General features: G+C 66.2%; 26 protein-coding genes and 1 tRNA gene. 19 read left to right on the top strand and 8 right to left on the bottom strand.

Features of this window, described 5'->3' with window-relative positions; translation table 11 throughout:
* Positions 1-9 precede the first annotated feature (9 nt).
* Both P0Y59_24300 and P0Y59_24295 read right to left on the bottom strand, forming a co-directional pair.
* On the bottom strand, positions 10-471 hold the full coding sequence (locus tag P0Y59_24300; protein ID WEJ99979.1) for a transcriptional repressor: 462 nt from the start codon (positions 469-471) through the stop codon (positions 10-12).
* 57 nt (positions 472-528) lie between these two features.
* Complete coding sequence (locus P0Y59_24295; GenBank protein ID WEJ99978.1) at positions 529-924, bottom strand: MerC domain-containing protein; 396 nt, start codon at positions 922-924, stop codon at positions 529-531.
* A gap of 118 nt (positions 925-1,042) precedes the next feature.
* On the opposite strand from P0Y59_24295, the gene P0Y59_24290 reads away from it, so the two are divergent.
* From P0Y59_24290 to rpsI, 4 genes are all read left to right on the top strand, one after another.
* Positions 1,043-2,080 carry a COX15/CtaA family protein gene (locus P0Y59_24290; protein ID WEJ99977.1) on the top strand — a complete coding sequence of 346 codons (1,038 nt, stop codon included), beginning with the start codon at positions 1,043-1,045 and terminating at the stop codon, positions 2,078-2,080.
* Entirely contained in the window at positions 2,077-2,397 is a 321-nt protein-coding gene (locus P0Y59_24285; GenBank protein WEJ99976.1) for a divalent-cation tolerance protein CutA, read from the top strand. Before P0Y59_24290 ends, P0Y59_24285 begins: the two co-directional genes overlap by 4 nt.
* A gap of 118 nt (positions 2,398-2,515) precedes the next feature.
* Positions 2,516-2,992 carry a 50S ribosomal protein L13 gene (rplM, locus tag P0Y59_24280; protein WEJ99975.1) on the top strand — a complete coding sequence of 159 codons (477 nt, stop codon included), beginning with the start codon at positions 2,516-2,518 and terminating at the stop codon, positions 2,990-2,992.
* A 3-nt stretch (positions 2,993-2,995) separates the two neighbouring features.
* The gene (gene rpsI / locus P0Y59_24275) at positions 2,996-3,544 is read left to right on the top strand and encodes a 30S ribosomal protein S9 (GenBank protein WEJ99974.1); all 549 of its coding nucleotides are present in this window, start codon (positions 2,996-2,998) and stop codon (positions 3,542-3,544) included.
* A gap of 58 nt (positions 3,545-3,602) precedes the next feature.
* On the opposite strand, the gene P0Y59_24270 is transcribed toward rpsI, so the two are convergent.
* Positions 3,603-4,868: a dipeptidase gene (locus P0Y59_24270; GenBank protein ID WEJ99973.1), complete on the bottom strand. Its 1,266-nt coding sequence runs from the start codon at positions 4,866-4,868 to the stop codon at positions 3,603-3,605.
* A 141-nt stretch (positions 4,869-5,009) separates the two neighbouring features.
* Here P0Y59_24270 and P0Y59_24265 point away from each other — a divergent pair, with 141 nt between their 5' ends.
* On the top strand, positions 5,010-5,495 hold the full coding sequence (locus P0Y59_24265) for a hypothetical protein (GenBank protein WEJ99972.1): 486 nt from the start codon (positions 5,010-5,012) through the stop codon (positions 5,493-5,495).
* Positions 5,496-5,559: 64 nt separating this feature from the next.
* Here P0Y59_24265 and P0Y59_24260 read toward each other — a convergent pair whose 3' ends face one another.
* Together P0Y59_24260 and P0Y59_24255 are read right to left on the bottom strand one after the other, a co-directional pair.
* Positions 5,560-7,065: a TIGR01777 family oxidoreductase gene (locus P0Y59_24260; protein WEJ99971.1), complete on the bottom strand. Its 1,506-nt coding sequence runs from the start codon at positions 7,063-7,065 to the stop codon at positions 5,560-5,562.
* The gene (locus P0Y59_24255) at positions 7,062-7,745 is read right to left on the bottom strand and encodes a DUF4166 domain-containing protein (GenBank protein ID WEJ99970.1); all 684 of its coding nucleotides are present in this window, start codon (positions 7,743-7,745) and stop codon (positions 7,062-7,064) included. Before P0Y59_24255 ends, P0Y59_24260 begins: the two co-directional genes overlap by 4 nt.
* Positions 7,746-7,988: 243 nt before the next feature.
* Here P0Y59_24255 and P0Y59_24250 point away from each other — a divergent pair, with 243 nt between their 5' ends.
* On the top strand, positions 7,989-9,755 hold the full coding sequence (locus tag P0Y59_24250) for a DUF885 domain-containing protein (GenBank protein WEJ99969.1): 1,767 nt from the start codon (positions 7,989-7,991) through the stop codon (positions 9,753-9,755).
* A gap of 66 nt (positions 9,756-9,821) precedes the next feature.
* On the opposite strand, the gene P0Y59_24245 is transcribed toward P0Y59_24250, so the two are convergent.
* Together P0Y59_24245 and P0Y59_24240 are read right to left on the bottom strand one after the other, a co-directional pair.
* Entirely contained in the window at positions 9,822-10,589 is a 768-nt protein-coding gene (locus tag P0Y59_24245) for a metallophosphoesterase (protein ID WEJ99968.1), read from the bottom strand.
* Positions 10,586-11,416, bottom strand: coding sequence for a diacylglycerol kinase family protein (locus tag P0Y59_24240; GenBank protein WEJ99967.1), 831 nt, complete (start codon positions 11,414-11,416; stop codon positions 10,586-10,588). The genes P0Y59_24245 and P0Y59_24240 overlap by 4 nt, the downstream gene beginning before the upstream one ends.
* A gap of 83 nt (positions 11,417-11,499) precedes the next feature.
* On the opposite strand from P0Y59_24240, the gene P0Y59_24235 reads away from it, so the two are divergent.
* The 4 genes from P0Y59_24235 (at position 11,500) to P0Y59_24220 (ending at position 14,931) form a co-directional block, all read left to right on the top strand.
* Complete coding sequence (locus P0Y59_24235) at positions 11,500-13,017, top strand: malonyl-CoA synthase (GenBank protein ID WEJ99966.1); 1,518 nt, start codon at positions 11,500-11,502, stop codon at positions 13,015-13,017.
* A 6-nt stretch (positions 13,018-13,023) separates the two neighbouring features.
* Positions 13,024-13,449, top strand: a complete 426-nt coding sequence (locus P0Y59_24230; GenBank protein WEJ99965.1) for a polyketide cyclase — start codon at positions 13,024-13,026, stop codon at positions 13,447-13,449.
* Between the two features lie 70 nt (positions 13,450-13,519).
* Positions 13,520-13,593: transfer RNA gene (locus P0Y59_24225), tRNA-Gly, on the top strand.
* A gap of 90 nt (positions 13,594-13,683) precedes the next feature.
* The gene (locus P0Y59_24220) at positions 13,684-14,931 is read left to right on the top strand and encodes an FAD-dependent oxidoreductase (protein WEJ99964.1); all 1,248 of its coding nucleotides are present in this window, start codon (positions 13,684-13,686) and stop codon (positions 14,929-14,931) included.
* 59 nt (positions 14,932-14,990) lie between these two features.
* Here the strand turns inward: P0Y59_24220 and P0Y59_24215 are convergent, their stop codons facing one another.
* Positions 14,991-16,376 (bottom strand): RNB domain-containing ribonuclease, encoded by a 1,386-nt coding sequence (locus P0Y59_24215; GenBank protein WEJ99963.1) that lies wholly within the window; start codon positions 16,374-16,376, stop codon positions 14,991-14,993.
* 144 nt (positions 16,377-16,520) lie between these two features.
* On the opposite strand from P0Y59_24215, the gene P0Y59_24210 reads away from it, so the two are divergent.
* From P0Y59_24210 to P0Y59_24170, 9 genes are all read left to right on the top strand, one after another.
* Positions 16,521-16,865 (top strand): hypothetical protein, encoded by a 345-nt coding sequence (locus P0Y59_24210; GenBank protein ID WEJ99962.1) that lies wholly within the window; start codon positions 16,521-16,523, stop codon positions 16,863-16,865.
* A 62-nt stretch (positions 16,866-16,927) separates the two neighbouring features.
* Entirely contained in the window at positions 16,928-17,359 is a 432-nt protein-coding gene (locus P0Y59_24205) for a lysozyme inhibitor LprI family protein (GenBank protein WEJ99961.1), read from the top strand.
* A gap of 5 nt (positions 17,360-17,364) precedes the next feature.
* Entirely contained in the window at positions 17,365-17,916 is a 552-nt protein-coding gene (locus P0Y59_24200) for a hypothetical protein (protein WEJ99960.1), read from the top strand.
* Between the two features lie 24 nt (positions 17,917-17,940).
* Positions 17,941-18,987 (top strand): polysaccharide deacetylase family protein, encoded by a 1,047-nt coding sequence (locus P0Y59_24195; protein ID WEJ99959.1) that lies wholly within the window; start codon positions 17,941-17,943, stop codon positions 18,985-18,987.
* Positions 18,988-19,069: 82 nt separating this feature from the next.
* Positions 19,070-20,083, top strand: a complete 1,014-nt coding sequence (locus tag P0Y59_24190) for an efflux RND transporter periplasmic adaptor subunit (protein WEJ99958.1) — start codon at positions 19,070-19,072, stop codon at positions 20,081-20,083.
* Position 20,084: 1 nt separating this feature from the next.
* Positions 20,085-23,186, top strand: a complete 3,102-nt coding sequence (locus tag P0Y59_24185) for an efflux RND transporter permease subunit (GenBank protein ID WEJ99957.1) — start codon at positions 20,085-20,087, stop codon at positions 23,184-23,186.
* Positions 23,183-24,580, top strand: a complete 1,398-nt coding sequence (locus P0Y59_24180; protein ID WEJ99956.1) for a TolC family protein — start codon at positions 23,183-23,185, stop codon at positions 24,578-24,580. Before P0Y59_24185 ends, P0Y59_24180 begins: the two co-directional genes overlap by 4 nt.
* A gap of 9 nt (positions 24,581-24,589) precedes the next feature.
* The gene (locus tag P0Y59_24175; GenBank protein ID WEJ99955.1) at positions 24,590-25,264 is read left to right on the top strand and encodes a response regulator transcription factor; all 675 of its coding nucleotides are present in this window, start codon (positions 24,590-24,592) and stop codon (positions 25,262-25,264) included.
* Positions 25,261-26,601 carry a HAMP domain-containing sensor histidine kinase gene (locus tag P0Y59_24170; GenBank protein WEJ99954.1) on the top strand — a complete coding sequence of 447 codons (1,341 nt, stop codon included), beginning with the start codon at positions 25,261-25,263 and terminating at the stop codon, positions 26,599-26,601. The genes P0Y59_24175 and P0Y59_24170 overlap by 4 nt, the downstream gene beginning before the upstream one ends.
* Position 26,602: the final 1 nt, after the last annotated feature.

Genomic DNA, 26,602 nt, shown 5'->3' with positions numbered 1-26,602 from the left:
GCCCTTATTCTAGTCGCAGTCGGCGCACTTACCGCGCACTTCGATCACCGGCCGCACCGGCGAAAAGCCGGCAGCCTCAGCGGCGGAGCGGACTCCGCTGGTGATTCGATCATTGTCGAGATGAGTCGTCTGGCCGCAGGTATCGCAGACCAGGAAGATGCAATCGTGCAGGCAATCGGGATGCGCGTTGGCGACATAGGCGTTCGAGCTTTCGACTCGCCGCGCCAGATTTGCCCCGACGAACAGGTCGAGGATACGGTACACGCTGTTGGCGGCAACCCGCCGCCCTTCAGTCTTCGATACCGCCTCGGCAATGTCATAGGCGGAGGCCGGCTTGTCGAAACCGGCAAGCGCCTCGAAGATATGGGCACGCATCGTCGTCCACTGCTCGCCCGATTTCTCGAGCGTCTCGCGCGCTACCCTGGAAAGGTCGGCGCCCTGGGGCTCGTGATGGTGATGATGTGCGGCCATGAGAGTCAATTTAGGCATTGCCGCCCTCGGCGGCAAGCACGGTGCCGGCAAATGGGGCTAGTAAGTGGCGCGGCGGTTCAGATCATGGCCCAGGGCCAGGATCGCCACGCCGATCAGCGTCCAGATCGTCTCAGTGCCGCCGTCATGCGGCATGGTAATCGCGCCCGCCATGATGCCGAGGCCAAGCGAGCCGACCACCGCCGGCATCATATAGCCATGCGCGAAGATCCCGCGCCCCAGGGCGAGCACGCCGAAGCCGATCGCGAACGTCAGGCCGATTTCGTGGAACAGCGGATTCAACAGTAGCCCGCCGGCGGAAGCCGCCAGGGCAAGGAACACGGAGCTGGCGAGGCAATGCACCGCACATAACCCCGACAGTCCGATCGCGAACCGATCGAACCGCGACTCGAACCACGCAAAGGCGGGCGAGGAAGAATGGGCATGCGCTGTCATTGCGGGGCCCATGTGGCATAACCGCCCAAAAGTTACAATATATCATCGATATTTTTCGTCCGACCGCTCGTCACAATCCCGAATCGACGCGCGCGGGCGATGGGTCTAGGAGCGGGCCATGCTTCAGGCTTCCTCGCTCGCCCATCCGTCGCGGCCGCGCGCCCTCGCTGCGTGGCTCTTCTCGGTCGCCGGTCTTATCGTCCTGATGGTCGTGATCGGCGGCATTACCCGGCTTACCGAATCGGGGCTGTCGATCACTGAATGGAAGCCGATCAGCGGCATCATCCCCCCGCTCACCGACGCTGCGTGGCAGGCCGAGTTCGACAATTACAAGCGAATCCCGGAATATACCCAGATCAACCATGGCATGACGCTGGCCGGGTTCAAGTCGATCTTCTTCTGGGAATTCGTCCATCGCCTGCTCGGCCGACTGATCGGCCTTGCCTTCGCCCTGCCGCTGTTGTGGTTCGCCGTTCGGCGACGGATTCCACCCGGCTATGGCTGGCGGCTGGTCGCCCTGCTCGCCCTTGGCGGGCTCCAGGGCGCGATCGGATGGTGGATGGTCGCCTCCGGCCTGTCGGTGCGCACCGATGTCAGCCATGTCAGGCTCGCCGTCCATCTGATCACCGCGCTCGTGCTGCTGTCCGGCCTGGTGTGGACCGCGCTTGATCTGCGCGCGCTGGCGGAAAGCCGGCTGGCCGTGCCTGCCTCGCTTCGTCCGCTCGCCCTGGCCGCGTTGCTGCTGCTGTTCGGCCAGATCATGTTCGGCGCCTTCACCGCTGGACTCGACGCAGGCTATGCTTTTTCGAGCTGGCCGCTGATGGGCAACACCCTCTTCCCCGCCGGGGTCGCCTTCATCGAGCCGATCTGGCGCAACGCGGTCGACAATCCGGTGGTGGTGCAATTCATCCACCGCTGGTTCGCCTGCGTCGCGGCCACCGCGCTGATCATGCTTGCGCTGCGGTCGATCAGGCAGGGTGCCGGCGTCGCCGGCCGAATGCTCATCTGGCTGGTGGTGCTGCAAATCGCGCTGGGCATCGCGACCCTGCTCAGCGGCGTGCAGATCGTGATCGCCATCGCGCACCAGGCGAACGCGGCGCTGACCCTGATCGCGGCGACGTTCGCCGCCCACAGGATCGGGCGCGCAACGCGGTGAGCAGGATCCGCCTCGTCCGCACCACCTTCGGCAACGCGGACGAGGCTGCGCGCGTCGCCCGGGCGATGATCGAGGGCCGCCTCGCCGCCTGCGCGTCGCTTTCCCCGACCCACTCGATCTATCGCTGGCAGGGCGAGGTAGAGGCAGACGACGAAACGGCGGTCCTGTTCAAGACCACCCCGGATCGCGCCGCCGCGCTCAGCGCCGCGATCGAAGCGCGGCACAGCTACGATCAGCCCGTCATCGAGGCATGGGAAGCGGATGTCGACCCTGCGGTCGCGGACTGGGTCTATGCGGAAACAGCCAAGGTATCCTGATACCCGTCATGAAACCGGCCTTTCGCTTGACTTTTTTACCCCTTCCTCACATTAGCCCGCCATCAGCGCCGTCCCGTGGGGGCGGCGCATGTCGTTTGAACGAAAGAGGTCTGGCCCCATGAAGGCGCTGATGAAGACCACCAAGTCGGTAAAGCCGCACGAGGTGGAGAAGAAATGGCATATCGTCGATGCCGACGGCCTGGTGGTCGGTCGTGCAGCCTCGATCATCGCCAACGTCCTGCGCGGCAAGCACAAGCCGAGCTTCACCCCGCATGTCGACTGCGGTGACAATGTCATCGTCATCAACGCCGACAAGATCCGGTTCACAGGCAACAAGCTCAAGGACAAGGTCTATTACAAGCACACCGGTTATGCCGGCGGCATCAAGGGCGTGACCGCGGGCAAGGTGCTCGACGGCCGCTTCCCCGAGCGCGTGCTTGAAAAGGCCGTGGAACGCATGATCCCGCGCGGTCCGCTGGGTCGCGAGCAGATGCGCAACCTGCGCGTCTTCGCCGGTGCCGAGCATCCGCATGCAGCACAGAACCCTGAAGTCCTCGACATCGGTTCGATGAACCGCAAGAACAAGGTGGGCTAATTGATGTCCGACAATCGTCAGTCCCTTTCCGATCTCGCAAACCTGACCAGCCAGCCGGCGCCGGTCGCAGCCACCTCGACGGTTCTCGCCGGTGACGAATATGCACCTGCCGCTCCGGTCGTCGTGCGCGAGCCGATGCCGCTGCGCGAGCAGATCCTCGACAAGCAGGGCCGCGCCTATGCGACCGGCCGCCGCAAGGACGCCGTCGCCCGCGTCTGGATCAAGCCGGGTTCCGGCAAGATCACGATCAACGGCCGCGACCAGGAAGTGTATTTCGCACGTCCGACGCTGCGCCTCGTCATCAACCAGGTGTTCGGCGTGACCGAGCGCGAGGGTGCGTATGACGTGGTCTGCACCGTCAAGGGTGGCGGGCTTTCGGGCCAGGCCGGTGCGGTCAAGCATGGCATCAGCCAGGCGCTCACCAAGTTCGAGCCGATCCTGCGCGCGCCCGTCAAGGCCGCCGGGTTCCTGACCCGCGACAGCCGCACGGTCGAGCGCAAGAAGTACGGCCGCGCCAAGGCACGCCGCAGCTTCCAGTTCTCGAAGCGCTAAGCGTTTCTCGACTGCGCGAACAGGGGCGGTCCGGCAACGGGCCGCCCTTTTTCGTTGCCTATTTGCCCGAGTCGAGCGCGGCCACGGTCCCGTTCGCGACCGCCGCGTCCCTCATCGCGGCAGCGGCGCGCTCCGCACCCTCCATCGCCCGCAGGACGTTCCCGCCCGCCAGCTTGGCGATGTCGGCGTCACTCCAGCCGCGCCGCATCAGCTCGGCAAGCAGCGCCGGGTAGGTGGCGACGCTTTCGAGTCCCTTGGGCAGATCCGGCACGCCGTCGAAATCCGATCCGATCCCGACATGATCGGGGCCCGCGACCTTCGCGATGTGATCGATATGATCGGCAACCATCGCCAGCGTGACCACCGGCATGGGGTGCGCCTTGTCCCATTCGGCCAGCGCCGCCTTGGCCGCCGCCGGCTGGCCGAGATAGAGGCCGCTGAACGGTGGCGCGTTGTAGCTCGCGATCTCGCCCGCGCGCGCCGCATCCCAGCGCCGCCGCGCCTCGGAGATATAGCCGGGCGCGAAATTGACCATCACCACGCCGCCATTCGCCGCGACCTGGCGCAGCACCGCGTCGGAGACGTTGCGCGAATGATCGCACAGGGCCCGAGCGCTGGAATGCGAGAAGATGACCGGTGCCTTCGACACGCGCAGCGCATCGACCATCGTCGCCTCGCTGACATGGCTCAGATCGACCAGCATGCCGAGCCGGTTGAGCTCGCCCACCACTGCCTCGCCGAACTTGGTGAGGCCGTCATGCTCCGGATTGTCGGTGGCTGAATCCGCCCAGGCGATCGTGCGCGAATGAGTCAGCGTCAGGTACGAGGCACCAAGCTTGCGATAGGCACGCAGCACGGCGAAGCTGCCGTCGATCTGGCCGCCGCCCTCCACGCCGAGCATCGAGGCGACCTTGCCCTGCGCCTGGATGCGCCGGACATCGGCCGCCGTGACGGCCGGCTCGAACACCTTCGGATAGCGGGCGAAGATCTGATGCATCAGGTCGATCTGCTCGAGCGTCTCGACGACCTGCTCGGTTTCCGGCAGCCCGGCGGAGACATAGACCGACCAGAATTGGCCGCCGACATGCCCGGCACGCAGCCGATCGATATCGGTATGATATTTCGTGGGATCGAGCCTGGTCAGGTCGATGGTCCAGCGCTCGTCCCTGGCCTGCCCCACCAATGTTTCAGCCCAATCGTTATGGCCATCGATCACTGGGCTCCGGGCGAGGACGCGGGCGATCCGCGCGTCGATGTCACTGGTCTTGTCGGGAGCGGCGGCCATCAACAATGGCGCGAGGGCGAGCAGAAGGGCTGGTTTCATACCGCGAGCATAGATCGCGATGCCGGCGGCGCAAGCCGCGCTTCGCAAGCTATCGCTCCATCAATCAGCGCTCCCCTTTTTCGAAAGGGTCGATTAGCTTTCGAAGCAGGAAGGAGATGCGCATTGGCTTTGGAGGACCCCGTGACGGCTCGCATCGTGGCGTTCCTGGAGCGGATCGGCATCCCCGTCGAAACCGACACGGTGCCCGAAGGATCTTTCCTTCCCGCAATGGCGATCAGGAACGGCGCCGTGGTCTATGATCCCGCACTGCTCGAATGGCCTGGCGATCTGCTCCACGAAGCGGGGCACGTCGCGGTTACCGATCCTGCGTTGCGCCCGACCCTCAACGAGGTGCGCTCCGATCCTGCCGAGGAGATGGCCGCCATTGTCTGGTCCTATGCCGCGGCGCTCGAGATGGACCTGGATCCGGCGATCGTATTCCACGAGCACGGCTACCGAGGCGGCGGCGATTCGATCCTCGAGAATTTCACGGCCGGCCGTTATTTCGGCGTACCGATGCTGGAATATTACGGCATGACGCTGACCGAACGCTTCGCCGAGGAACGCGGGATGGCACCCTATCCGTTCATGCTCTCCTGGCTGCGCACCCGGACGAGCGCTGAATGACCGGCATGCCTGGTCACGAATGGATTGCGTTGCGCATCTTCGGATCGGGGTTTCAAAACTAGCCTCAATGGAGCAGCCGGGCCTCGCGGAAGGGATGAAGCACCGCCGCTTTCCGAGGCGCCGGCCCGCCCAGGATCGCCGCCAGCGCATCGTCGATGCGCGGATAGTGGAAACGAAAGCCGTGGAAGACCGCTTTCACCGGAAGCACCTTCTGCCCGCCAAGCATCAGCTCCCCGGCCAGATCGCCGAGTAACAGGCGAAGCGGCAGTGCCGGGAGCGGCAGGGCCGCGGGACGACCGAGCGCGCGACCGACAGCGCGGGCGAAGTCGCCATTGCTGACGGGATTGGGCGCGGTCGCATTGAGCGGGCCGCTGATCTCCGGATCGGCCGCCGCGGCGACGATGAGGCGCACCAGATCGTCACGATGGATCCAACTCGTCACCTGCCTGCCTGTCCCGATCGGCCCGCCCAGCCCGAATTCGAAGATCGGCAGCAACCCGCCCAGCATCCCGCCGCTTGAAGCGAGCACCAGCCCGGTGCGCAGCAGCACGACACGGGTGCCAGCAGCAGCAGCGGCGCGCGTGGCCGCCGCTTCCCAGGTCGCGCAGACATCCGCCGCGAAGCCCCTGCCCCGCGCCACGGTTTCGTCCAGGATCGTGCCGTCATCGATGCCGTAGAAGCCGATCGCTGAACCGCTGACCAGAACCGCGGGACGCCGATCGAGCCGTTCGAACAACAGGCCGAGCGCTCGCGTCACATCAAGCCGGGATTCGACGATCCGCCGCCGACGTGCCTCGGTCCAGCGGCCGCCCGCAATCGGCTCCCCGGCGAGATTGATCGCGACGTCGCAGCGGAAGTCGTTGGGCAGAGCCGCAAGATCGGTGACGATCCGTACCGGCGTGGCAAGCCCGAACGCATGCGCCGGATTGCGAGTCAGGACGGTCACGTCGTGGCCGGCCTCGACAAGCGCGGCGACCAGACGGTTTCCGACGAAGCCGGTGCCGCCAGTCACGAGAACCGCCTGCCGGCCCGGCAATGCTTGCGCCAGCTCAGCAGCAGGGCCATCGCCGAGCCGCTCGTTGCGGGTCGCGGCGAGCAGGTCCCGCACGCCCGAGACCACCGCGCCCGCCGCAGCGATGGCAAGCAGGATCGAGACAACGCCATGGCCGTGGAGGACGATCGCGTCAGGCAGACTCGCCCAGCCAACCAGCACCGGCACGAGCATGGCGAGCAACACACCGTAGTTGAGCGTCAGCAAGGTGTGAGTCACCCGTTCGCTCGCCGGCAGCGCCCGGATGCGATCCTCCTCGACGAAATCCCACAAGGTGATGCCCGTCTCGACCGCCAGTGCTGCCAGCAGTACCAGCGCCGGGACGCCGTGCAGTTCAGTCCAGCCCAACGCAAGGAAGACCACCGCGTAGATCAGGTTCCGCGCGCCGTGGAGACGAAGCTCGGTCGCCTGGCCCGGCTTCCAGGGCAGCCGCAGGGTCAGTTCATGATGATAGAGCGTGTCGAAACCGCCCATTGCGATCTGGAGCAGCAACAGCGCTACGAAGACCGGATCGTTCATCTCGCATCTCCCGGGCGGTATTCAGTGAACATGCCGCATTGATGGACCAGCGCGCCGAACCAGGGATGGTCGAGCGCCAGGGTGAAGGCGAACCAGCCATGGTCGCAATCCACATGACCGATGCTGAGCCGGCCGGGGCTGAGCCAGCGCGGCAGGCGCAGCCGGAGGGGGCCAAGGCGCCAGAAATAATGGTCGCTGTCGAAATACAGCGCCTCGTTCTCGACCCGCAGCCGGAGCGCGATACCGAAACCCATGCCGAGATATTCCTCAAGCCCGGTGGGGCCGGCGAAGCGCTTGGAACTGTGGATCACCTGCGGAAAGCCCGCGCGGCGACTGTACTGGCGAGTCCAGAACTGACCACCGCCGCTTGCATCCTCGGTCACGCACACCGCCGCCGCGACGCCGGTGTCGGTGCTCAGCGGCAACGGCGCGCCGACCAGGCGGCAGGCCTGGGCGAAAGCCCAGCCGAGCCTGCTCATCCGGCACTCGGCGATCTCTCCGACATAGCTGATCGTCTGCGTCGCCAGCGCCTTGCGTCCGAAGCGGGCGCGTACGGCAGGCGGCAGACTGGCCCAGCCAGTCTCGCCAAGCAACTGGCGGAAGCGCGGATCGACCATGGTGACGCCGGTACGCGGGGCATACTGCGGAATGGGGACCGGACGCGCTGCAAGGGTTGCCATCTCTTCCTCTTGTTCCGGTTATTTCTGTTAAATCAGAAATTACAGATTATGCGGACAGAGTCAAGAACCCTGCCGTGCCGAAGGGGCTGATTGCGAACCGATCGGCGTGCGTTTCTCAGACAGGTCGATCGCGACCGAACTGGCCGCTCCATCGGGCCGACCGGCCTTGCGTCGTATCGATATTGCCGTCGACGGGCGGATGATCGACAACGTCGCATCACTTCTGATCAATAGGGGAATGCCATGCGCCGTCTGTTCCTGGCTGCTTTGATTGCCACGATACCGGTTTCAGCCGGAGCCACGCCGACGAGCGATCTCAACTCAGTGATAACCGACCATTGGGCATGGTATCTGAAGTCCAATCCGATCTACGCGACCACGCTGGACGTCCATGATTATGACGACCAGATCGGGGATTTCAGCCTGGCGGAAGCAGACCGCCAGGCGGCGCAGGCGGGAGTCTTCATCAAGCGGCTCGACGCGATACCGACCGCTCAGCTCTCCCTGGAGGAACAGACCAACAAGGCGATCCTGCACCGCATCCTTTCCGAGCAGATCGAAGCCAACAGCTTTGGCGAACGGATGATCACCTTCTCCACGCTGGGAAGCTGGTTCCAGAATTTCGCCGGGCTCGCCGATGTCGTGCCGGTCCGCACCAGGGCCGATTTCGTGAGCTATACGACTCGCCTCTCCCTGTTCCCCAAGGCGAACGCCCAGGCGCTCGCGGTGACCCGGCAGGGTGTCGAGGGAGGCTATGTCCTTCCCTGCGCCGCACTCGCCGGCTTCGAGAAGACGATCACCGGCGTCATCGCCGAGAACCCCGAGGACTCGCGGTTCTTCGCACCGTTCAAGGGCAACCGGCCGGCAGGAATGACCGAGACCGAGTGGAACGCCATGAAGGCGAAGACAAAAGAACTGATCAGCGGCACGCTCAATCCCGAATATCGCAAGATCGACGATTATTATCGCACCAGCTACCTGCCGAAATGCCGGGCGACCTATGGGGTTTCGGCGCTTCCCCAGGGCCAGCAATATTACGCTTTCCAGGTTCGCCAGCAGACCACGACCGAGATGACGCCGGGCCAGATCCATGAGCTCGGCCTCGGAGAGGTGAAGCGCATCCGCGCCGAGATGGATTCGATCGCCCAAAAAGCCGGCTATGCCAGTCGCGAAGCGTTCATCCAGGATCTGCGGAGCAACCCCAAATATTACCCCAAGAGTGCCGGCGAACTGATGAGCGCGGCGGCGCTTCAGGCGAAGCTCAACGACGGCAAGATGCCGACGCTGTTCGCTACCCTCCCCCGGCTTCCTTATGGCGTGCGTGCCGTCCCCGCCGAGACCGCTGAAGGAACGACCACCGCCTATTATATGCCGGGATCGCCGCAGGCCGGTATTTCCGGCACCTACTACGTCAACACTTCGAAGCTGAATCAGCGCCCCCTGTACGAGCTACCGGCGCTCACCAGCCATGAAGCGGTTCCCGGCCATCACAATCAGATCGCGCTTCAGCAGGAAATGAGTCTCCCCGATTTCCGCAAATATGTTGCGGGTTTCAACGCCTTTGTTGAAGGCTGGGGGCTCTATTCGGAACATCTCGGCATCGAGATGGGCATCTACGACACACCCGAAAAGGACATGGGCCGCCTGTCCTACGAAATGTGGCGCGCGTGTCGCCTGGTGGTGGATACCGGGCTTCACGCGCAGGGCTGGACCAAGGAACAGGCAGTTGCCTTCATGAAGGCCAATACGGCGCTCACGGATGCGAATATCGATGCCGAGGTGAACCGCTACATCAGCAATCCTGGCCAGGCACTCGCGTACAAGCTCGGCGAGCTCAAGATCCTCGCGCTCCGGCACAAGGCGGAGTCGAAACTCGGCCCGAAATTCGACGTGCGGCGATTCCATGACGCCGTGCTTGGACAGGGCGCGGTTCCGCTCGACATTCTCGACGCGCAGATCGATCGATGGATCGCGAGCGAGCAGGGCGCCCCTTCACCGCAGAAGCAATAGATTGCCATCCCCGATTGCCCCGGCTCGCGGAAGCGGGTCGGGGCAGTCAGCCGAATTCGGGCAATCCTATTCAATCTTCTCCTTCGGCAGCACCATATCGGGCTCAGGACCGAGCCGACGGAGCACCACGTCGAAACGGCCGTTTTCGATGCGGATTTCGTTGAACGACGGCGGTGTGTCGCGAGTCCGTTCGGAGAGCGTCCCCGCCCCGATCATCCGGATCTTCCGGCCGCCAGCTTCGCGAACGACGTCGAACGGATCATGGACATGACCGGTCAGCACCGCATTCGCGCCGGCCGCGGCCAGCGCCTTGAACGCGTCAGCCCCATTGCGGGTCGAGGAGCGCATCCGCTCATGTGCCCCGATCAGCGGGTGATGACAGGCGACGAAGACCAGCGCATCCTTCGGCGCAGCCTCGACCAGCGCCAGCGCCCGTTGCAGCGCGCGAGAACTGACATGCCCCTTCGACCAGTCGAGCCGCCACTGGGCCCGCGCTGTCGTGACCATCGGCACGATCGCCACACCGGGCAAGTCGAGCGGCCGTTCGATCAGGCGTTCGATCGCGCCGATCCGGTCATAGGGGCGGAACAACCGCGCCACGGGATTGAAATAGGGCAGGTCGTGATTGCCGACCTCCACGGTGACCGGCACGCCCAGACCCTGCAGCCAGGCAAGACCGACGGCGAATTCACGACGCCGCGCGTGCATCGTCAGGTCGCCGGTCATGATCACAGCATCGGGCTTCTCGACCTGCACCAGGCCATCGAACCAGGCGATCGCGGCGCGGTCCTCGCGACCGAAATGCACGTCGCTGACGTGGAACAGGCGGATCATCCCCGCGCCTTCGTCGCGATGAACATCTCCCGTCCCATGCCACCGCGAATGACGATATCCGGATCGAGCATCACCGGCTCGCCATCGAACAGCGCCAGTGCCGGCCGGGTTCCGGCGATGCGGAACCGGGTTGCGCGGACCTGTGTCACTTCCGCTGCAGCGACCCAATCACCGGTCAGCCACTCCCAGCCGAGCGACGCGATCGACCGCCAGTCGCGTGCATCCACGGCCGCCACATCGAGATGGTCGGCCTCCGGCCGCACGAACACCGCCTGCGCATGATGGCGGAACCCGGGCACGCCGGACAGGCGGATGCCCCCTGAAAAGGTCCGGCGCCATGCCGTCCTGATCGCACGGACCAGGCCACGGACCCGGCCGGCACGCACCAGTTCGCGTGCGCGTACCCAGGTCGCGGCAGGGCCCAGGATCAGTCCGACAAAGGCACGATGCGGACCAGCTTCGACCATCGGCAAGGCGACAAGGCGTCCCTGCGTCCCGGCAGCATGGATGATCGCCACCGGCTCGGCGTCGCCATGCAGCAGCTTGGCCAGCAGGTTCATCGTGCCGCCTGGCAGGATGAGGATCGCGCCTTTCCATTCGGCCAGCGCGCAGGCAGCGGCGTTGATCGTGCCGTCCCCGGCGAACAGGACGACCGTATCGACCCCTGCCGCCTCCAGTTCCGCGGCCTGGGGCAGATCGTCCGCCGGGAAGGCGGTTCGTCCGGCCAGCGCGAGACCTTGTTCGACGAATACAGTCTCGATCGCTACCGCCTTTTCCGTCGTTGCCGTGCCGGAGGCGGTGTTGGTGATGAACCACAGTTTCTGCATGGCGATCCCAACGCGCGAGGGAGAGAATGGTGACGCATTGTCCCGGACGGGATAGGCAGCACGCGAAAACAGCGGAGAGACTCGTGCCGAACCTGTATGACCGTTTCGTCGCATGCTTTACACCCCGGCTCGACGAGCCGTTCATCGTTCGACCCGACGGCACGTCGATCACCTACCGCGATCTCCATGCCGCGACGGGACGGATCGCCAATTTGTTCGTGTCGCTCGGGATCGGACGCGGCGACCGGATCGCGATGCAGGTCGACAAGTCGGCTGAAGGGCTGCTGGTCTACCTAGCGACACTGCGGATCGGGGCGATCCACCTGCCGCTCAACCCGGCCTATACACCCCGCGAGCTCGACTATTTCCTGCGCGACGCGGAGCCGACGCTGTTCGTGTGCAGCCCGGCGAACGAGGCGGTACTCGGGCCGCTGTGCCGGGAGATCGGCATCCCCACCGTGATGACCCTGGGCAAGGCAGGCGATGGCAGCCTGCCCGAAGCGGCCGAGGCGATGCCGGCCGATTTCGCGACCGTCGATGTGGCGGGCGACGAGCTGGCCGCGATCCTCTATACCTCCGGCACCACCGGGCGCTCCAAGGGCGCGATGCTCACTCACGACAATCTCGGCTCCAATGCCGAGACACTGGTCGAGCTCTGGCGCTTCACGCGCGACGACGTGCTGCTCCACGCGCTGCCGACCTTCCACACTCACGGCCTGTTCGTCGCGACCAACATCATCCTGCTCGCGGGCGCACGGATGATCTTCCTGCCGGCGTTCGATCTCGACGCAATGATCCGGCTTATGCCGCAATGCACCGCGCTGATGGGCGTGCCGACCTTCTATTCGCGACTGCTGTCTCGACCTGAGTTCACTCGGGACCTCGTCAGCAACATGCGCCTGTTCGTCTCGGGTTCAGCGCCGCTGTCAGCCGAGGTCCACCGCGAGTTCAGCGCCCGCACCAGCCACGCCATCCTCGAACGGTATGGCATGACCGAGACCAACATGAACAGTTCCAACCCCTATGACGGAGACCGGGTGCCGGGAAGCATCGGCTTTCCGCTACCGGGCGTGGAAATCCGCATCACCGATGCGGAGGCCGCAACGCCATTGGCGCAGGGCGCAATCGGCATGATCGAGGTCCGCGGGCCTAACGTCTTCAAAGGTTATTGGCGGATGCCGGAGAAGACGGCGGAGGAGAAGCGTGCCGACGGGTTCTTCATTACAGGCGATATCGGCAGCGTCGACGAACGCGGCTATCTGTTCATCTCGGGCCGGCAGAAGGACCTGATCATCTCCGGCGGGCTCAACGTCTATCCCGCCGAGGTCGAGGCGCTGATCGACGAGATGGCGGGAGTCGCCGAATGCGCGGTGATCGGGGTGCCGCATCCCGATCTTGGCGAGGGCGTGGTCGCTGTCGTCGCGGCCAAGGCACCGGGCGCCGTGGACGCACAGGCAGTGAAGGCAGCGCTGGCCGATACGCTGGCGGCGTTCAAGCGACCGAAACAGGTATATGTGGTCGACCAGCTACCGCGTAACGCGATGGGCAAGATCCAGAAGGCCGAATTGCGCAGCACCTACGCTCGAACCTTTGCCGATTGAGCCCAGATGATGAAGGAAACCACGATGCTGCCGGCCCGTACCTATAGCGTTTCGATCGATCGCGACTGGCGCGCGCTGTACGACGAGATCTGGCGCCCCGGCTTTTTCGCGAAATGGGCGTCCGGCCTTTCCGAATCCGACCTCCGGACAGACGGCGATGCCTGGCTGGCCGATGGGCCTGAAGGTCCGATCCGCATCCGCTTCACGCCGCATAACGACTATGGTGTGATGGATCATTTCGTCGATCCGGGCACCGGCGGAGAAATCCACATTCCGTTGCGTGTCGTGCAGAATGGTGCGGGCGCCGAGGTGATGCTGACACTCTATCGCCAGCCGGACATGGACGACGAGCGGTTCGCGGCCGACGCGAAATGGATCAACCGCGATCTCAACACGCTGAAGTCGCTGTTCACGCCGCAGCGAGGTCGTTGACCGGGCGGGCACGAATGTGCGAGTGGGCGGCGGATCGGACGTAGGCGACGCCAGCCCCCGGACCGATCGCGCGGGTGTAGCTCAATGGCAGAGCAGAAGCTTCCCAAGCTTACGACGAGGGTTCGATTCCCTTCACCCGCTCCAGTTCTTCGGCTCTCCAGCCCGCATTCGGCACGCTGAGGCCAGGTCGACCGCGCCGTCAACGAACAGCGCAATGGGGGAGAAACGGGTTCAATGACGACGAACGCACCTCGAATCGTGATTCTCGGCGGCGGGCACGCCGGCGCAAATGCCGTCGCCTCGCTGCGCCAGGCCGGGCACGACGGCGAGATCGTGATGATCTCCGACGAATCGGTGCTGCCCTATCATCGCCCACCGCTTTCCAAGGCCTATCTCAAGGGCGGCTCGACGCTCGAGGCGCTCTATCTGCGCCCGGCCAAATTCTACGACACCAACAATATCGAAGTATTGCTCGACGCGCGCGCGACCGGGATCGACACGGCACGCAAGATCGTCGCGCTGGCCGACGGGCGCGAGATCGCGTGGGAATTGCTGATCCTCGCCACCGGCTCGGTCGCTCGTCGGCTCGATGGTCCGGGCGCCGACCTGGACGGCGTGCACGTGCTGCGCGACGTCAAGGACGCTGAGGCGCTTCACGCGCGGATCGGCGCGGGATCGCGGCTGGTGATCATCGGTGCCGGCTATATCGGGCTCGAAGTCGCTGCCTCAGCGCGCGACCTGGGCGCGGAGGTCACCATCCTCGAACGCGAACCGCGCATCCTGTCACGCGTGGCGTGCGAGGAATTGTCGGGCTTCTTCCATCGCTTCCATGCCGATCGCGGCGTGGTGTTCCGCACCGGCGTATCGGTCGCCGCACTTCACGGGGAGAAGGGCGAGGTTTGCTCGGTCGAGCTTTCCGACGGCGAGGTGCTGCCCTGCGACGCGGTGCTGGTCGGCATCGGCGGGTCGCCCTGCGACGCGCTGGCGATCGGCGCCGGCCTGCAATGCGACAATGGCGTGATCGTCGACCTGGCGGGACGCAGTTCGATCCCCGGCATCTACGCGATCGGCGACATGACCCGCCGGCCGATGCCGCATTATGGCGACCGCATGTTCCGGCTGGAAAGCGTGCCCAACGCGGTCGACCAGGCCAGGGCCGTGGCGGCCGACATCATGGGCAAGCCCCTGCCCGCACCCGACCTGCCGTGGTTCTGGTCCGACCAGTATGAACTGAAGTTGCAGATCGCGGGCGTGCCGTTCGACGCCGACCGCCAGATCGTGCGGCACACGCCGGACAAGGCGAACAGCTTCTCCATCTTCCACCTGAGCGGCGACCGGGTCGTCGCGGTCGAGGCGGTCAACGCGGCCGGCGATTTCGTGGCCGGCAAGAAGCTGATCATGGCCGCGCAACCAGTCGATATCGCCAGACTGTCCGATCCGTCGATCGCGGCGAAGACGCTGCTGGCGACGAGCGGCGACTGACGGCGGAAGGCCCGGCGCGATCAACCCCTTCTCCCTCCCTGGAGCAGGGAGGGATCAGTTCACCCAACCCGCTCGAAGCTGACCGTCCGCTTGTCGGGATCGGCCGCGAGCAGCTTGACCTGAAGCGCGTCGCCGGGCTCCACCTGATGCGCCACGACACGTGCCACCACGGGCAGGTCGCGAAGCTGCATGCGGGCGCCGCGATCGTCCAGGTCGGTGACGACCGCCGGGAACACCTCACCCTCGCGCCCCTGGAGCATCGTCGCCTCGGCCATGTCGATCACCGCCCGGTCGATCTGGCCGCCCAGCGCATCGGCGCGGGCCATGACAGACGGCAGTTGCGTGAACGCGGCCGTCACCACATCCGGCACCGGCTGCCCGTTGGCGATCGCCAGCGTGGCGCGCACGACATAGCGATCGGCGAGGCGACGAAGCGGCGCGGTGGCATGGGCATAGGTCGCGGCCATCGCCGCATGCCAGGGCACCACGCCTTCGCGATAGGGCACATAGCTTGCCCCCTCCCCGGCGCGGCGGATCGCCAGCATGAAGGCGGCCTGTTTCGGATTCTTGGCATCGAGCGTGCGATCGAACTGGTCGAGCGTCGCATTCTCCGGCCATGTCAGCCCGAAGGCCCGCGCGGTGAGACGCAACCGCTTGACCGCTCCCTCATTAGGCGCGGCCATCACGCGGAACAGGCCGGTGTGGTGAGCCTGGAGCGCATCGGCAATGGCGAGGTTGGTGGCAAGCGACATCGCCGCGTTGCGCACCTCCGATTCGAGCACCGGACGGAACAGCAGCTTGAAGCGGCCGTCGCCGATCGAGTCGACCTCCTGCTCGGGCGGATCGACGCGTGCCGCACCGCGCCGGTCCTCGGCGGCCTGGATACGCCGCGCGAGTTCGCCGAAATCGGCCGGGAGATCGCTGTCACCCACGCTGTCATAGGCCAGCTTCGCCCTGCTGCGGATGACGGCACGCTCGGCACCGTCGAGATTCACCGCGCCGTCGGGCGCGACGCGCACGGTGAAGATCACCGCCGGCCGTGGACCAGCCGGCAACAGGCTGGCGGCACCCTCGGCCAGCACGGGCGGATAGAGCCCGGCCTTGCCATCGGGAAGATATTGCGTCGCGCCGCGCCGCCATGCCTCGGCATCGAGCGGATCGCCGTCATCGACGAACCACGCGACGTCGGCGATGGCATAATGGAGCAGCAGGTCGGCACCGCTGCGATCGATGGCGAAAGCCTGATCGAGATCGGTCGAACTGGCCGGGTCGAGCGTGACGAAGGGCTGGTCGGTACGGTCGACATGCCCGGTCGGCGCGCGCTTCGCGGCAGCCTCGGCGGCGGCAAGCACGGCGGGAGGAAAGGAGTCCGGCACCTGATACTGGGTGCGGATCGCGGCAAGGCCGGCGGCCAGCGCGTTGTTGGGATCGGCGAGCGCCTTCATCGATGCATGCGGTACACCGTGGACGGGGCGTGGGGAAGACGGATGCTGCCAGAACATCGCGAGGGAACAGGAGGCGTGCTGGTTCGCTTAGAGAAATTCCTGCCGGCCGTTCGTCCGGCTCCCCTTTGCACGGGAGCGCCGTCGTTGAAGAAGAATTCCCTGATCCTCATCATACTGGGCTTGTTGCTGCTGGCAGTGGGTACATCGATGCAGTTTGGCGGCACCGCGCCCAAGGCCGATCCCGCGCTGGTGCAGCGATGCCAGGAACAGGCCCGGGAACGGGGCATGGACGCGGCAGCGGCCGCTCAGTGCGAGAATACGGCGTTCGCGACAGCGCTTACCGCGACCGACGCCGATGCTGCGGCGCGGGCGATCAGCGCGGCGAACGGCAGCGAGATCGGCGGCACCATGCTCGCGATGTTCCTGATCGGCCTCGGGCTGATCCTGACGATCGGCGGCGTCATAGCGCGGCGCGCGCAGCGGCGCTGACACATCATTTCAACAGACCAGGGGCATTGGGTACAAGGACCCGTCAACAGGAGAGGAAAAGCATGCGCAACATTGCAGTGATCGGGGGCCTCGCGGCGACCATATTGGCATTTTCCGGAGCGCCGCGCCTTACCGCGACGAGCGATGCCGCCGGTCTTCCCCAGGCGCGGAACGCAAGTTGCGACGACCCCAAGACCGCGTTCGACAATGTCTATTGCGAGCGCAAGGTCTATATGCAGGCCGACACTGACCTGAACGCCGCGTACAAGAAGCTTCGTACCCTGTTGAAGGTGGCGGACCGCGCCACCCTGCTCCAGTCGCAACGCACCTGGATCAGGCAGCGGGATTCGCGCTGCGGCCTGACCGAAGGCGCTTCGATCAAGATCGACCTGGTCTGCGCCAAGGACATGACGATCGAGCGCACCAACTGGCTGAACGACCGGTCGCGCGAATGCACGAGCTCCGGCTGCCGATCGAGCAAGCTGGACGAATAGGCGCGGTGCGACGCCTCCTGCCGGCGCTCTGCGCGCTGCTCCTGCTGGGCGGGTGCTGGACAGGGCTGCCATGGTTCGCCGCCTCGGAGGCGGTCACGGTCATTCCCGATGGCAGCTATCGCCTGGCAGAACCTGGCGCACCGCCGGAGGGAGCCGATGTCCTGCACATATCTCGCCAGAAGGATCGCTCGCTGCTGATCGGCGGGGCGGATGCGCCGTTGCGCGCGATCATCGTGCCGCTCGGCGGGGCCGCGGCCAATGCAAACCGCTATATCGTGCAGTTGCAGAAGCTCGATCCGCGCAGGCCGCCCAAGGCGATGTTCCTGATGCTCGACAACGAGCAAGGGCGGTACCGGATCGCCGTGCTGCGATGCGGATCGGTCGCCGCGGCGGCGGCGGAAAAATCGGGAGGCTCCGTGGTGCGCGATCCGCAATCGGCATCGACCTGCATCTTCGGGAATCGGGGCACGCTCGTCACGACTCTCCGAGCGGCGGCGGAGGCTGAACCGGCGCTTGATCTGGAGCTGGTGCGGGTTGACGGGTCAGACGCGGAGTGAGCCATTCGTCCTTGAGGCAAGGCGATGAAGACCGTGCGGACCAGCATTGTCAGACCCATGCAGTCATGTAACACCAGAGCATATCGACACAGCCAGACGGGACAGGTGTCTGCCATGACGTCCAGGATTCCCGCCCTTTGCTGGCTCATCGCCATCGTCCTGCTGGCGGCGCCTGCCGAGGCGCGAACCGGCCGGGCGAAGATCGCGCTGACGTTCGACGATCTGCCCGCGCTCACCATCCTGAACGACCAGCCCTATGTGAACTACCTGAACGATACGATCCTGCGCGGATTGAAGCGGCACAGGATCCCGGCGACCGGGTTCGTGAACGAATCCAAGCTCGACGAGATCGACCGGGTCCAGCAGATCGCGGTGCTCGGCAAATGGCTCGACGCGTCGATGGACCTGGGGAACCATACTTTTTCGCACGAATCCCCCAATAGCCTGGGTGCGGCTGGCTATATCGCCGATATCGCCAAGGGGGAGCCGGTCACCCGCGGACTGCTGGCGGCGCGGAACCGTCGCATCGGCTGGTTCCGCCACCCCTATCTGGAAACCGGGACGCCCGAAGCGGTGAAACGCGAAATCGACGAATGGTTGCGCGCGCACGGCTATCGCATCGCACCGGTCACGATCGATGCCGATGACTGGGAATTCGCCGAGCCATACGACAATGCCATCGCCCGCCGCGACGAACCGCGCCGCAAGCGAATCCGCGCCCAGTATCTCGATTACACACACAAGATGATCCGCTGGTATCGCACCGCCGCGCACGCTCTGTTCGGACGGGACATCGCCTATGTCATGCTGCTGCACGCGACGCGGCTTAACGCCGATTGCATCGATGACCTGGCCGCCATGCTCAAGCGCGAGAATTTGCAGCCGGTGAGCCTTGAAGATGCGATGAAAGACCCGGCCTATCGGACCCGCGATCCCTATGCCGGAAAGGACGGCATCGAATGGCTCGAACGATGGTCCATGGAACTGCACAAGGACCTGCCGTGGGACAGTTTTACCGATGTCCCCAAGGAGATCGAGGCCGACTATGACAAGGTCGATCGCGACCGCTGACGAGCGGATTTCGGCCCGACATTGGGATATGGTAATGTAGGCGACAGCGCGGCTCCAGCATCGCGGCGTACCGACCGGCGCCATGACCCGCCCGACCGCGCCCTTGCTTCGCCCGCTCCTGACCCTGTCGGGGCTTCTCTGCCTTGCCGCCTGCGGCGATCCGGCACCAAGCCCGACCGCGCCCAAGCCGGCCAAGGCGGAATCGGTCGCCCATGAATCCGAGCTGCTGAAACTGACCCTCGCCCCGGAGGCAGTGCAGCGGCTGGGAATCGCGACCGAGAAAGTCGAAGCGGGATCGGCGGCGCGGGTGCGGGCGACGGGCGGGGAGATCGTGGTGCCGTCCTTCGGCGCGGGCGGCGTGCCGACTAGTTCGGCCAGCAACCTTGCACAGATCGGCTCGCTACAGGCGGCGGCGGATGGGGAAATCGCGCGGACCCGGGCACAGCTGTCGATTGCGCGCATCACCTATGACCGCGCCGGCGCGCTGGTCCGCGAGGAAGCCGGCAGCGTCCGTGCCCGCGACGAGGCGGCGGCCGCGCTCGCCACCGCGCGGGCGGCAGCCGGTGCCGCAGCGGCGCAACGGCGATTGCTCGGCCCCTCTGTCCGGTCGATGAACAACCAGGATGCGCTCTGGGTACGTGTCCCCGTGTTCGGCACGGATGTCGGCGCGATCATACGCAGCCGGGCTGCGATGATCAGTCCGCTGGGCGATAGCCATAGCCGCACCTCCCGCGCCGCGCATCCGGTGCAGGCCCCACCCTCCGCCAATGCGACTGCGGGCACGGTCGACCTTTTCTACGCGCTCGACAATCGCGACCGGCATTACCGCGTCGGCCAGCGTGTGTCGGTGGCGCTGCCGCTCGACGGCGACGAGGCGGGCCTTTCCATCCCCACGGCAGCGATCGTCCGCGACATCAATGGCGGTGAATGGGTCTATATCCGGATCGCGCCGAACACCTTCCTGCGCCGCCGGATCGAGACAGTATCGAGCACTGAAGGCCGGGCGATCCTGTCGCGCGGGCTCGAGCAGGGTGCCGAGGTGGTGACCGATGGCGCCGCCGAATTGTTCGGTACCGAATTCGGGGCGGGCAAGTAGCATGCTCGCCTGGCTCGTTCGCGCCGCGCTGACTCAGCGTATCCTGGTCCTCGCCATGGCGGGGCTGCTGATCGTCCTGGGGCTGCGCGCCTCAAGCGACGTGCCGCTGGACGTCTTCCCCGAGTTCGCGCCGCCGATGGTCGAGATCCAGACCGAAGCGCCCGGCCTGTCGACCGAGGAAGTCGAAAGCCTGGTGACCGTACCGATCGAGACGGCGGTCAACGGGGTGCCCGACCTGGCGACGTTGCGATCCAAATCGGTGCTCGGCCTGTCCTCCGTCGTCATCCTGTTCGATCGCGGCACCGATGTGATCCGCGCCCGACAGTTGGTGCAGGAACGGGTGATGCAGGTGCAGGCTCGCCTGCCCGCCGCCGCGCGGGCGCCGGTGATGCTGCCGCCACTCTCCTCGACCAGCCGGGCGATGAAGATCGGCATCTCGTCGAAGAAGCTCGATCAGATGCAGCTTTCCGAGATGGTGCGCTGGACGATCCGGCCACGGCTGATGGCGGTGCCCGGCGTCGCCAATGTGGCGGTATGGGGCCAGCGCGACCGGCAATTGCAGGTACTGGTCGATCCCGACCGGCTGCGCGCGGCGGGCGTGACCCTGGCCGAGATACGCGCGGCGGCGGGTGATGCCGTGCTGGTTGGCGGGGGCGGCTTTGTCGACACGCCGACCCAGCGGCTGGCGGTGCAGCAGGCCGGATCGGTGCAGACCGCCGCCGACCTGTCGGCCGCTATCGTCAAGCAGAGCGGCGATGCGCCGGTCCGGATCGGTGATGTCGCGCGCGTGATCGACGGCCATGCCGCGCCGATCGGCAACGCCATCATCGATGACGGCCCCGGCATCATGCTGATCGTCGAGAAACAGCCGACCGCCAACACGCTTGACCTGACGCGCCAGGTAGAGGCGGCGATCGCCGAGCTGAAGCCCGGCCTGAAGGACGTGAAGATCGACACGACGATCTTCCGCCCGGCGACCTTCATCGAGCGGTCGATCGACAATCTGACACGGGCATTGATGATCGGCTGCCTGCTGGTCGCGGTGGTGCTGTTCGTGTTCACCCGCGACTGGCGGCAGGCGACGATCAGCCTGGTCGCGATCCCGCTGTCACTGCTCGGCGCCTGGCTGACCCTGTTGTGGACCGGCGCCACGATCAACACGATGGTGATCGCGGGGCTGGTCATCGCGCTGGGCGAGGTGGTCGACGACGCGATCATCGATGTGGAGAATATCGCCCGGAGGCTGCGGCTCAACCACGAGGCGTGCAATCCCAGATCGGCATTCGACGTGGTGTTCGGCGCCTCATTGGAGGTGCGATCGGCGGTGGTGTTCGCGTCGCTGATCGTGATGCTGGTGTTCCTGCCGATCTTTTTCCTGGGTGGCGTCGCCGGCACCTTCTTCCGGCCGCTCGCCATCGCCTATGTGCTGGCGATCGGGGCCTCGTTGCTGGTCGCTTTGGTGGTGACGCCCGCCTTGTGCCTGTATCTGCTGCCCAACGCGCCCTTGAAAGCGGAGCGCGACACATGGTTCGTCGCGGGGCTCAAGCGGCGCTATGCCGGAACCTTGCCGGGGATCATCACACGACCGCGACTGGCGATGGGGGTGATTGCGGGCGGGCTGCTGCTCTCGGCGGTGGGATATGCCGGCTTCAAGGACCAGTTCCTGCCCGATTTTCGCGAGACGGATTTCCTGATGCACTGGGTGGAAAAGCCCGGCACCTCGATCGCGGCGATGGACCGGATCACGATCGCGGTCTCGAAGGAACTCCGCGCGATCCCCGGCGTGCGCAATTTCGGCGCGCATATCGGGCGTGCCGAGGCCGCCGACGAGGTGGTCGGGCCGAACTTCACCGAGCTATGGATCAGCCTGGACCAGAAGGCGGATTACGACGCCAGCGTGAAGAAGATCCAGGAAGTGATCGACGGCTATCCCGGCCTGTTTCGCGACGTGCTCACCTATCTGCGCGAACGCATCAAGGAAGTGCTGACGGGTGCTGGCGCAACAGTGGTGGTGCGCATCTTCGGGCCCGACCAGATCGAACTGCGCGCGGCAGCGGAGCGGGTGAAGGCCAGGATCGCGCCGATCGCCCATATCACTGACCTGAAGGTCGAGCAGCAGGTGCTGGTGCCGCAGATTCAGATCCGTCCCCGCGCCGCCGACCTGGCGACGATGGGCCTGACCGCGGGCGAGGTACGCCGCCAGGCACAAGCGCTGGTGGCGGGTCAGAAGGTCGGCGAGATTTATCGCGACCAGAAATCCTTCGATGTGGCGATCTGGGGCGAACCCGGGGTGCGCGATGACCTGCACACGCTGGCCGACCTGATGATCCAGGCGCCAAGCGGGGCGCCCGTCCGGCTGAAGGATGTCGCCGACATCCGCATCGTGCCCGCCCCCAACGAGATCAAGCGCGAGAACGGCCAGCGCCGCATCGACGTGACGATGAACGTCAAGGGCTCCGATCTGGGCGGTGTCGCCCGCGCGGTCGAGGCGGCGGTGGCGGGCGTGCCGTTCGCGCAGGGCTATCATCCGCAGATCCTCGGCGAATATGCCGCACTGAAGGAATCGCGGCAGCGGCTGGCGATCACCGGATTGCTCTGCATGATCGGCATCCTGTTGCTGGTGTGGATCGAGTTCCGGTCACTGCGCATCACCGGACTGGTCGCGGCGAGCCTCCCCTTCGCGCTGGTCGGCGGGGTGATCGGCGTGGCGATCACCGGGGGCGTGCTGTCGCTGGGGTCGCTGGTCGGCTTCGTGACGGTGATCGGCATCGCCGCGCGCAACGGCATCATGCTGTTGTCGCATTACAACCATCTGCGCGACGAGGAGGGCGAGGATTTCGGCCCGGCGCTGATCGTGCGCGGCGCCGAGGAACGGCTGGTCCCGATCCTGATGACGGCGGCTTGTGCCGGGCTGGCGCTGCTGCCGCTGGTCGTTGCCGGCAACGCGCCGGGGCACGAGATCGAGCATCCGATGGCCATCGTCATCCTCGGTGGCCTTGTCTCCTCGACCGTGCTGACTCTGTTCCTGCTGCCGGCCTTGTACAGCCGCTTCGGGCGGGAGCGCCCGGCCAAGGATGCGTCGATCGAAGGAGTGACAGCATGATCCGCCGCCTGACGCCGTTCGCGCTGCTGCTGGCGAGTTCGGCCTGCATGACCGTGCCGGCACCCCCGCCAACCATCGCCCCGACGAGCGCCACCGGTCCATTCGATACCCTATCGGTCGCAGCGATCGCGCCGGTGCCGGACGACTGGTGGCGGCTTTATGACGATCCGGCGCTCGACCGGCTGGTGCGCGCGAGCCTCGCCGCCAATGCCGATCTGCGCGTCGCTTTCGCCAATCTCGATGGTTCCCGCGCGGCGCTGGCCCAGGCGCGGGCGGCGCGGCTGCCACAGGTGACGATCGAGAGCAGCGCCGGCATCGACAATCCTTCAGGCCAGCCCAGCGCGGCGAGCGGGGCGGCCACCGATTACGATATCGGCGCTACCGTGAACTGGGACGTGGACCTGTTCGGGCGGTTGCGCGCGGGATCGCTCGCCGCGCGGGCGGATGTCGAGGCGCATGCGGCGGCGCTGGATGGGCTGCGCGTCGCGGTGGTGGCCGATACGGTCGCGGCCTATGTCGATCTGTGCGGGGCGAACCGCGCGATCGCGGTGGCGCGCGAGGTGCTGGCGGCGCAGGACCGGTCGACAGCGTTGATCCGCGAACAGCTTGCAGCGGGCGAGGTCTCCCCGCTCGAAGTGTCACAGTCCGCATCGCTGCTGGCCTCGGCGCGTGCGGTGTTGCCTCCCTTCGAGGCGGCGCGGAAGAACGCGCTGTACCGTCTCGCCACACTGCAAGGCCTGCCGCCAGCCGAGGCGCGCGGCTTCGACCTCGTCTGCACCGCCCCGCCCCGCCTCACCCAACCGATTCCGGTCGGTGATGGCCAGGCGCTGTTGCTGCGGCGGCCCGATATCCGCGAGGCGGAACGACGGCTTGCCGCCGCGGCCGCGCGGATCGGGGTGGCCCGGGCCGATCTCTATCCCAAGGTCAATCTCGGCGGTGCGATCGGGCTGCTCTCGGGCGGGTTCGCCGCGACAGCCTCGCCCCTGATCTCCTGGTCCTTCCCTAATCAGGGCCCGGCACGGGCGAGGATCGCGCAGGCGCGGGCGAGCGAACGCGCCGCGCTCGCGGGCTGGGATGGCGCCGTGCTGCGCGCCTTGCGCGAGACCGAAACGGCGCTGGCCGCGTACGATGCCGAGGCACGGCGCAATGCCGATCTGAAGACGGTGCTCGACCAGTCGATGCTGTCCGCGCGCCGCGCCGCCGCCCGTGTCCGGCTGGGCGATGCCGCCTTCCTGATCCAATATGATGCGGAACGCACCCGCGCGACCGCCGCGCTGCAACTCGCCCAGTCCGATCTTGCGGTTGCGCAGGCGCAGGTAACGCTGTTCCGCGCGCTTGGCGGCGGGTGGCAGAATGCGCCCGTTCCCCTCGCCCCCGGAGCCACGGCGCGATAGAAGCGGATGATGCGGATCCTGATCATCGAAGATGACGCCGAAACCAGGCGCTTCGTGGCCAAGGGGCTGAGTGAGATCGGCCATCACGTCACCACCAGCGAGGACGGGCGCGACGGATTGTTCCAGGCCACCGACGGCGCCTTCGACGCAATCGTGGTCGATCGAATGATGCCCGGGCTCGACGGGCTGGCGCTGGTGCGCATGCTTCGGGCGGGCGGCACGACAACGCCGATCCTGATGCTGACCGCGATCGGCGGCATCGCTGACCGGGTCGAAGGGCTTGAGGGCGGTGCCGACGACTATCTGGTCAAGCCCTTCGCCTTTTCGGAGCTTGCCGCGCGCGTCCAGGCGCTCGGCCGGCGCCCGGCGGCGCAGGCCGAGCCCAACCGCCTCGCGGTCGGCGATATTGCGCTGAACCTCGACCGGCGCACCGTCGAGCGTGGCGGACGGCGCATCGCGTTGCAGCCGCGCGAATTCGCGTTGCTCGCCGAGCTGATGCGCAATCCGCGGCGGGTGATGACCCGCACGATGCTGCTCGAACGCGTGTGGGATTTCGATTTCGATCCGAAGACCAACATCGTCGAGACTCATCTCAGCCGCCTGCGCGCCAAGCTCAACGCCGGATTCGATACCGACGCGATCGAGACGGTGCGCGGGGCGGGCTACATGATCCGCGGCGGATGATGCGCACGCCCTGGCGATCGACCTTCGGCCTTGCCGCCTGTGTCAGCCTTGTCTTCGCGACCATCACGCTCGGCATCGGCGGCGTGGTGTATGAGGTGACTCACGAAGCGATCGAGGTACAGCTCGACCATCGCATCGCGACTGAAACCGAAGCGTTGCTGGCCGAAAGCGGCCAGGCCGGGATCGACCGGCTCGCCGCCGCGATCCGCCGGCGTGACGCCGCGTCGAGCACGGCGAGCCTTGGCTATATCCTCGTTGACCGGAACGGACGACGTGTAGCAGGCAAGCTCGATGCAGCGGCGCCGAAAGAGGCGGGATTCCGCGAGTTCCTCTATCACGAGCGTGGGACCAGGGTGGCGCAGGCCCTGACGACGTTGCTGCCGGGCGGCTTCACCCTGGTGGTCGCTGCCGACCGGGCAGTGATCGACGAGATCGACTCGACGATCCTCAAGCTGTTCGGCATCGCCCTCGGCGCGATGCTGCTGCTGGGGGTGGGTGGCGCCTGGACGGTCGGCGCCGTGACGCGGGCGAGGCTGCGGCGGATCGACCGTACTGCGCTGGCGATCATCGGCGGAGACCTGACCCGGCGCATGCCGACGGACGGATCGGGCAGCGAGTTCGACCAGGTCTCGACCACGCTCAATCGCATGCTCGACCGAATCGCCGCGCTGCTGGAAAATCTGCGCCAGGTGTCGAGCGACGTGGCGCACGACCTGCGCACCCCGCTGACCCGGCTGCACAACCGGCTGGACGAAGCGCTGGCAGACAAAGACGACGCCACGCGCCGCGAGGCAATCGAAGCGGCGGCGGCTGAATCGCGGGAACTGCTGGAAATCTTCGCCGCACTGCTGCGCATCTCCGAAATCGAGGCGTTCGGCGTGCGTAGCGCCTTCGTCACCCTCGATATGAGCGCGCTCGTCACCGAGATGCTGGACACCTATCGTCCCGACGCGGAAACGAGCGGCCATTACCTGACCGGCACGATCGAACCGGGCCTGGCGGCGGTGGGCGACCGCCGGCTGCTGCGCCAGCTGCTCGCCAACCTGCTCGACAATGCACTTCGCCATACGCCGCGCGGTACGGAGATGGAGGTCCGGCTGACATCGACCGGTCGCACGATATCGCTATCCGTCGCCGACAATGGACCTGGCGTCGATCCGGCGGAGGCCGGCACGCTGTTCCAGCGCTTCGCACGATCGGAGCGCAGCCGCTCCACACCCGGCCATGGCCTTGGCCTCTCCCTCGTCGAAGCGGTCGCAGCGGCTCACCACGGCGAGGCGACGCTGGATATGACCGACGGCTTCCGCGTCACCGTGACACTGCCCCGGCCCGGCTGAG

This window comes from Candidatus Sphingomonas phytovorans, assembly GCA_029202385.1.
In the GTDB taxonomy this organism is placed as follows: domain Bacteria; phylum Pseudomonadota; class Alphaproteobacteria; order Sphingomonadales; family Sphingomonadaceae; genus Sphingomonas; species Sphingomonas phytovorans.
The sequence above is the reverse complement of the archived record's forward strand: the minus strand, read 5'-3'. Positions and strand labels throughout refer to the sequence as shown.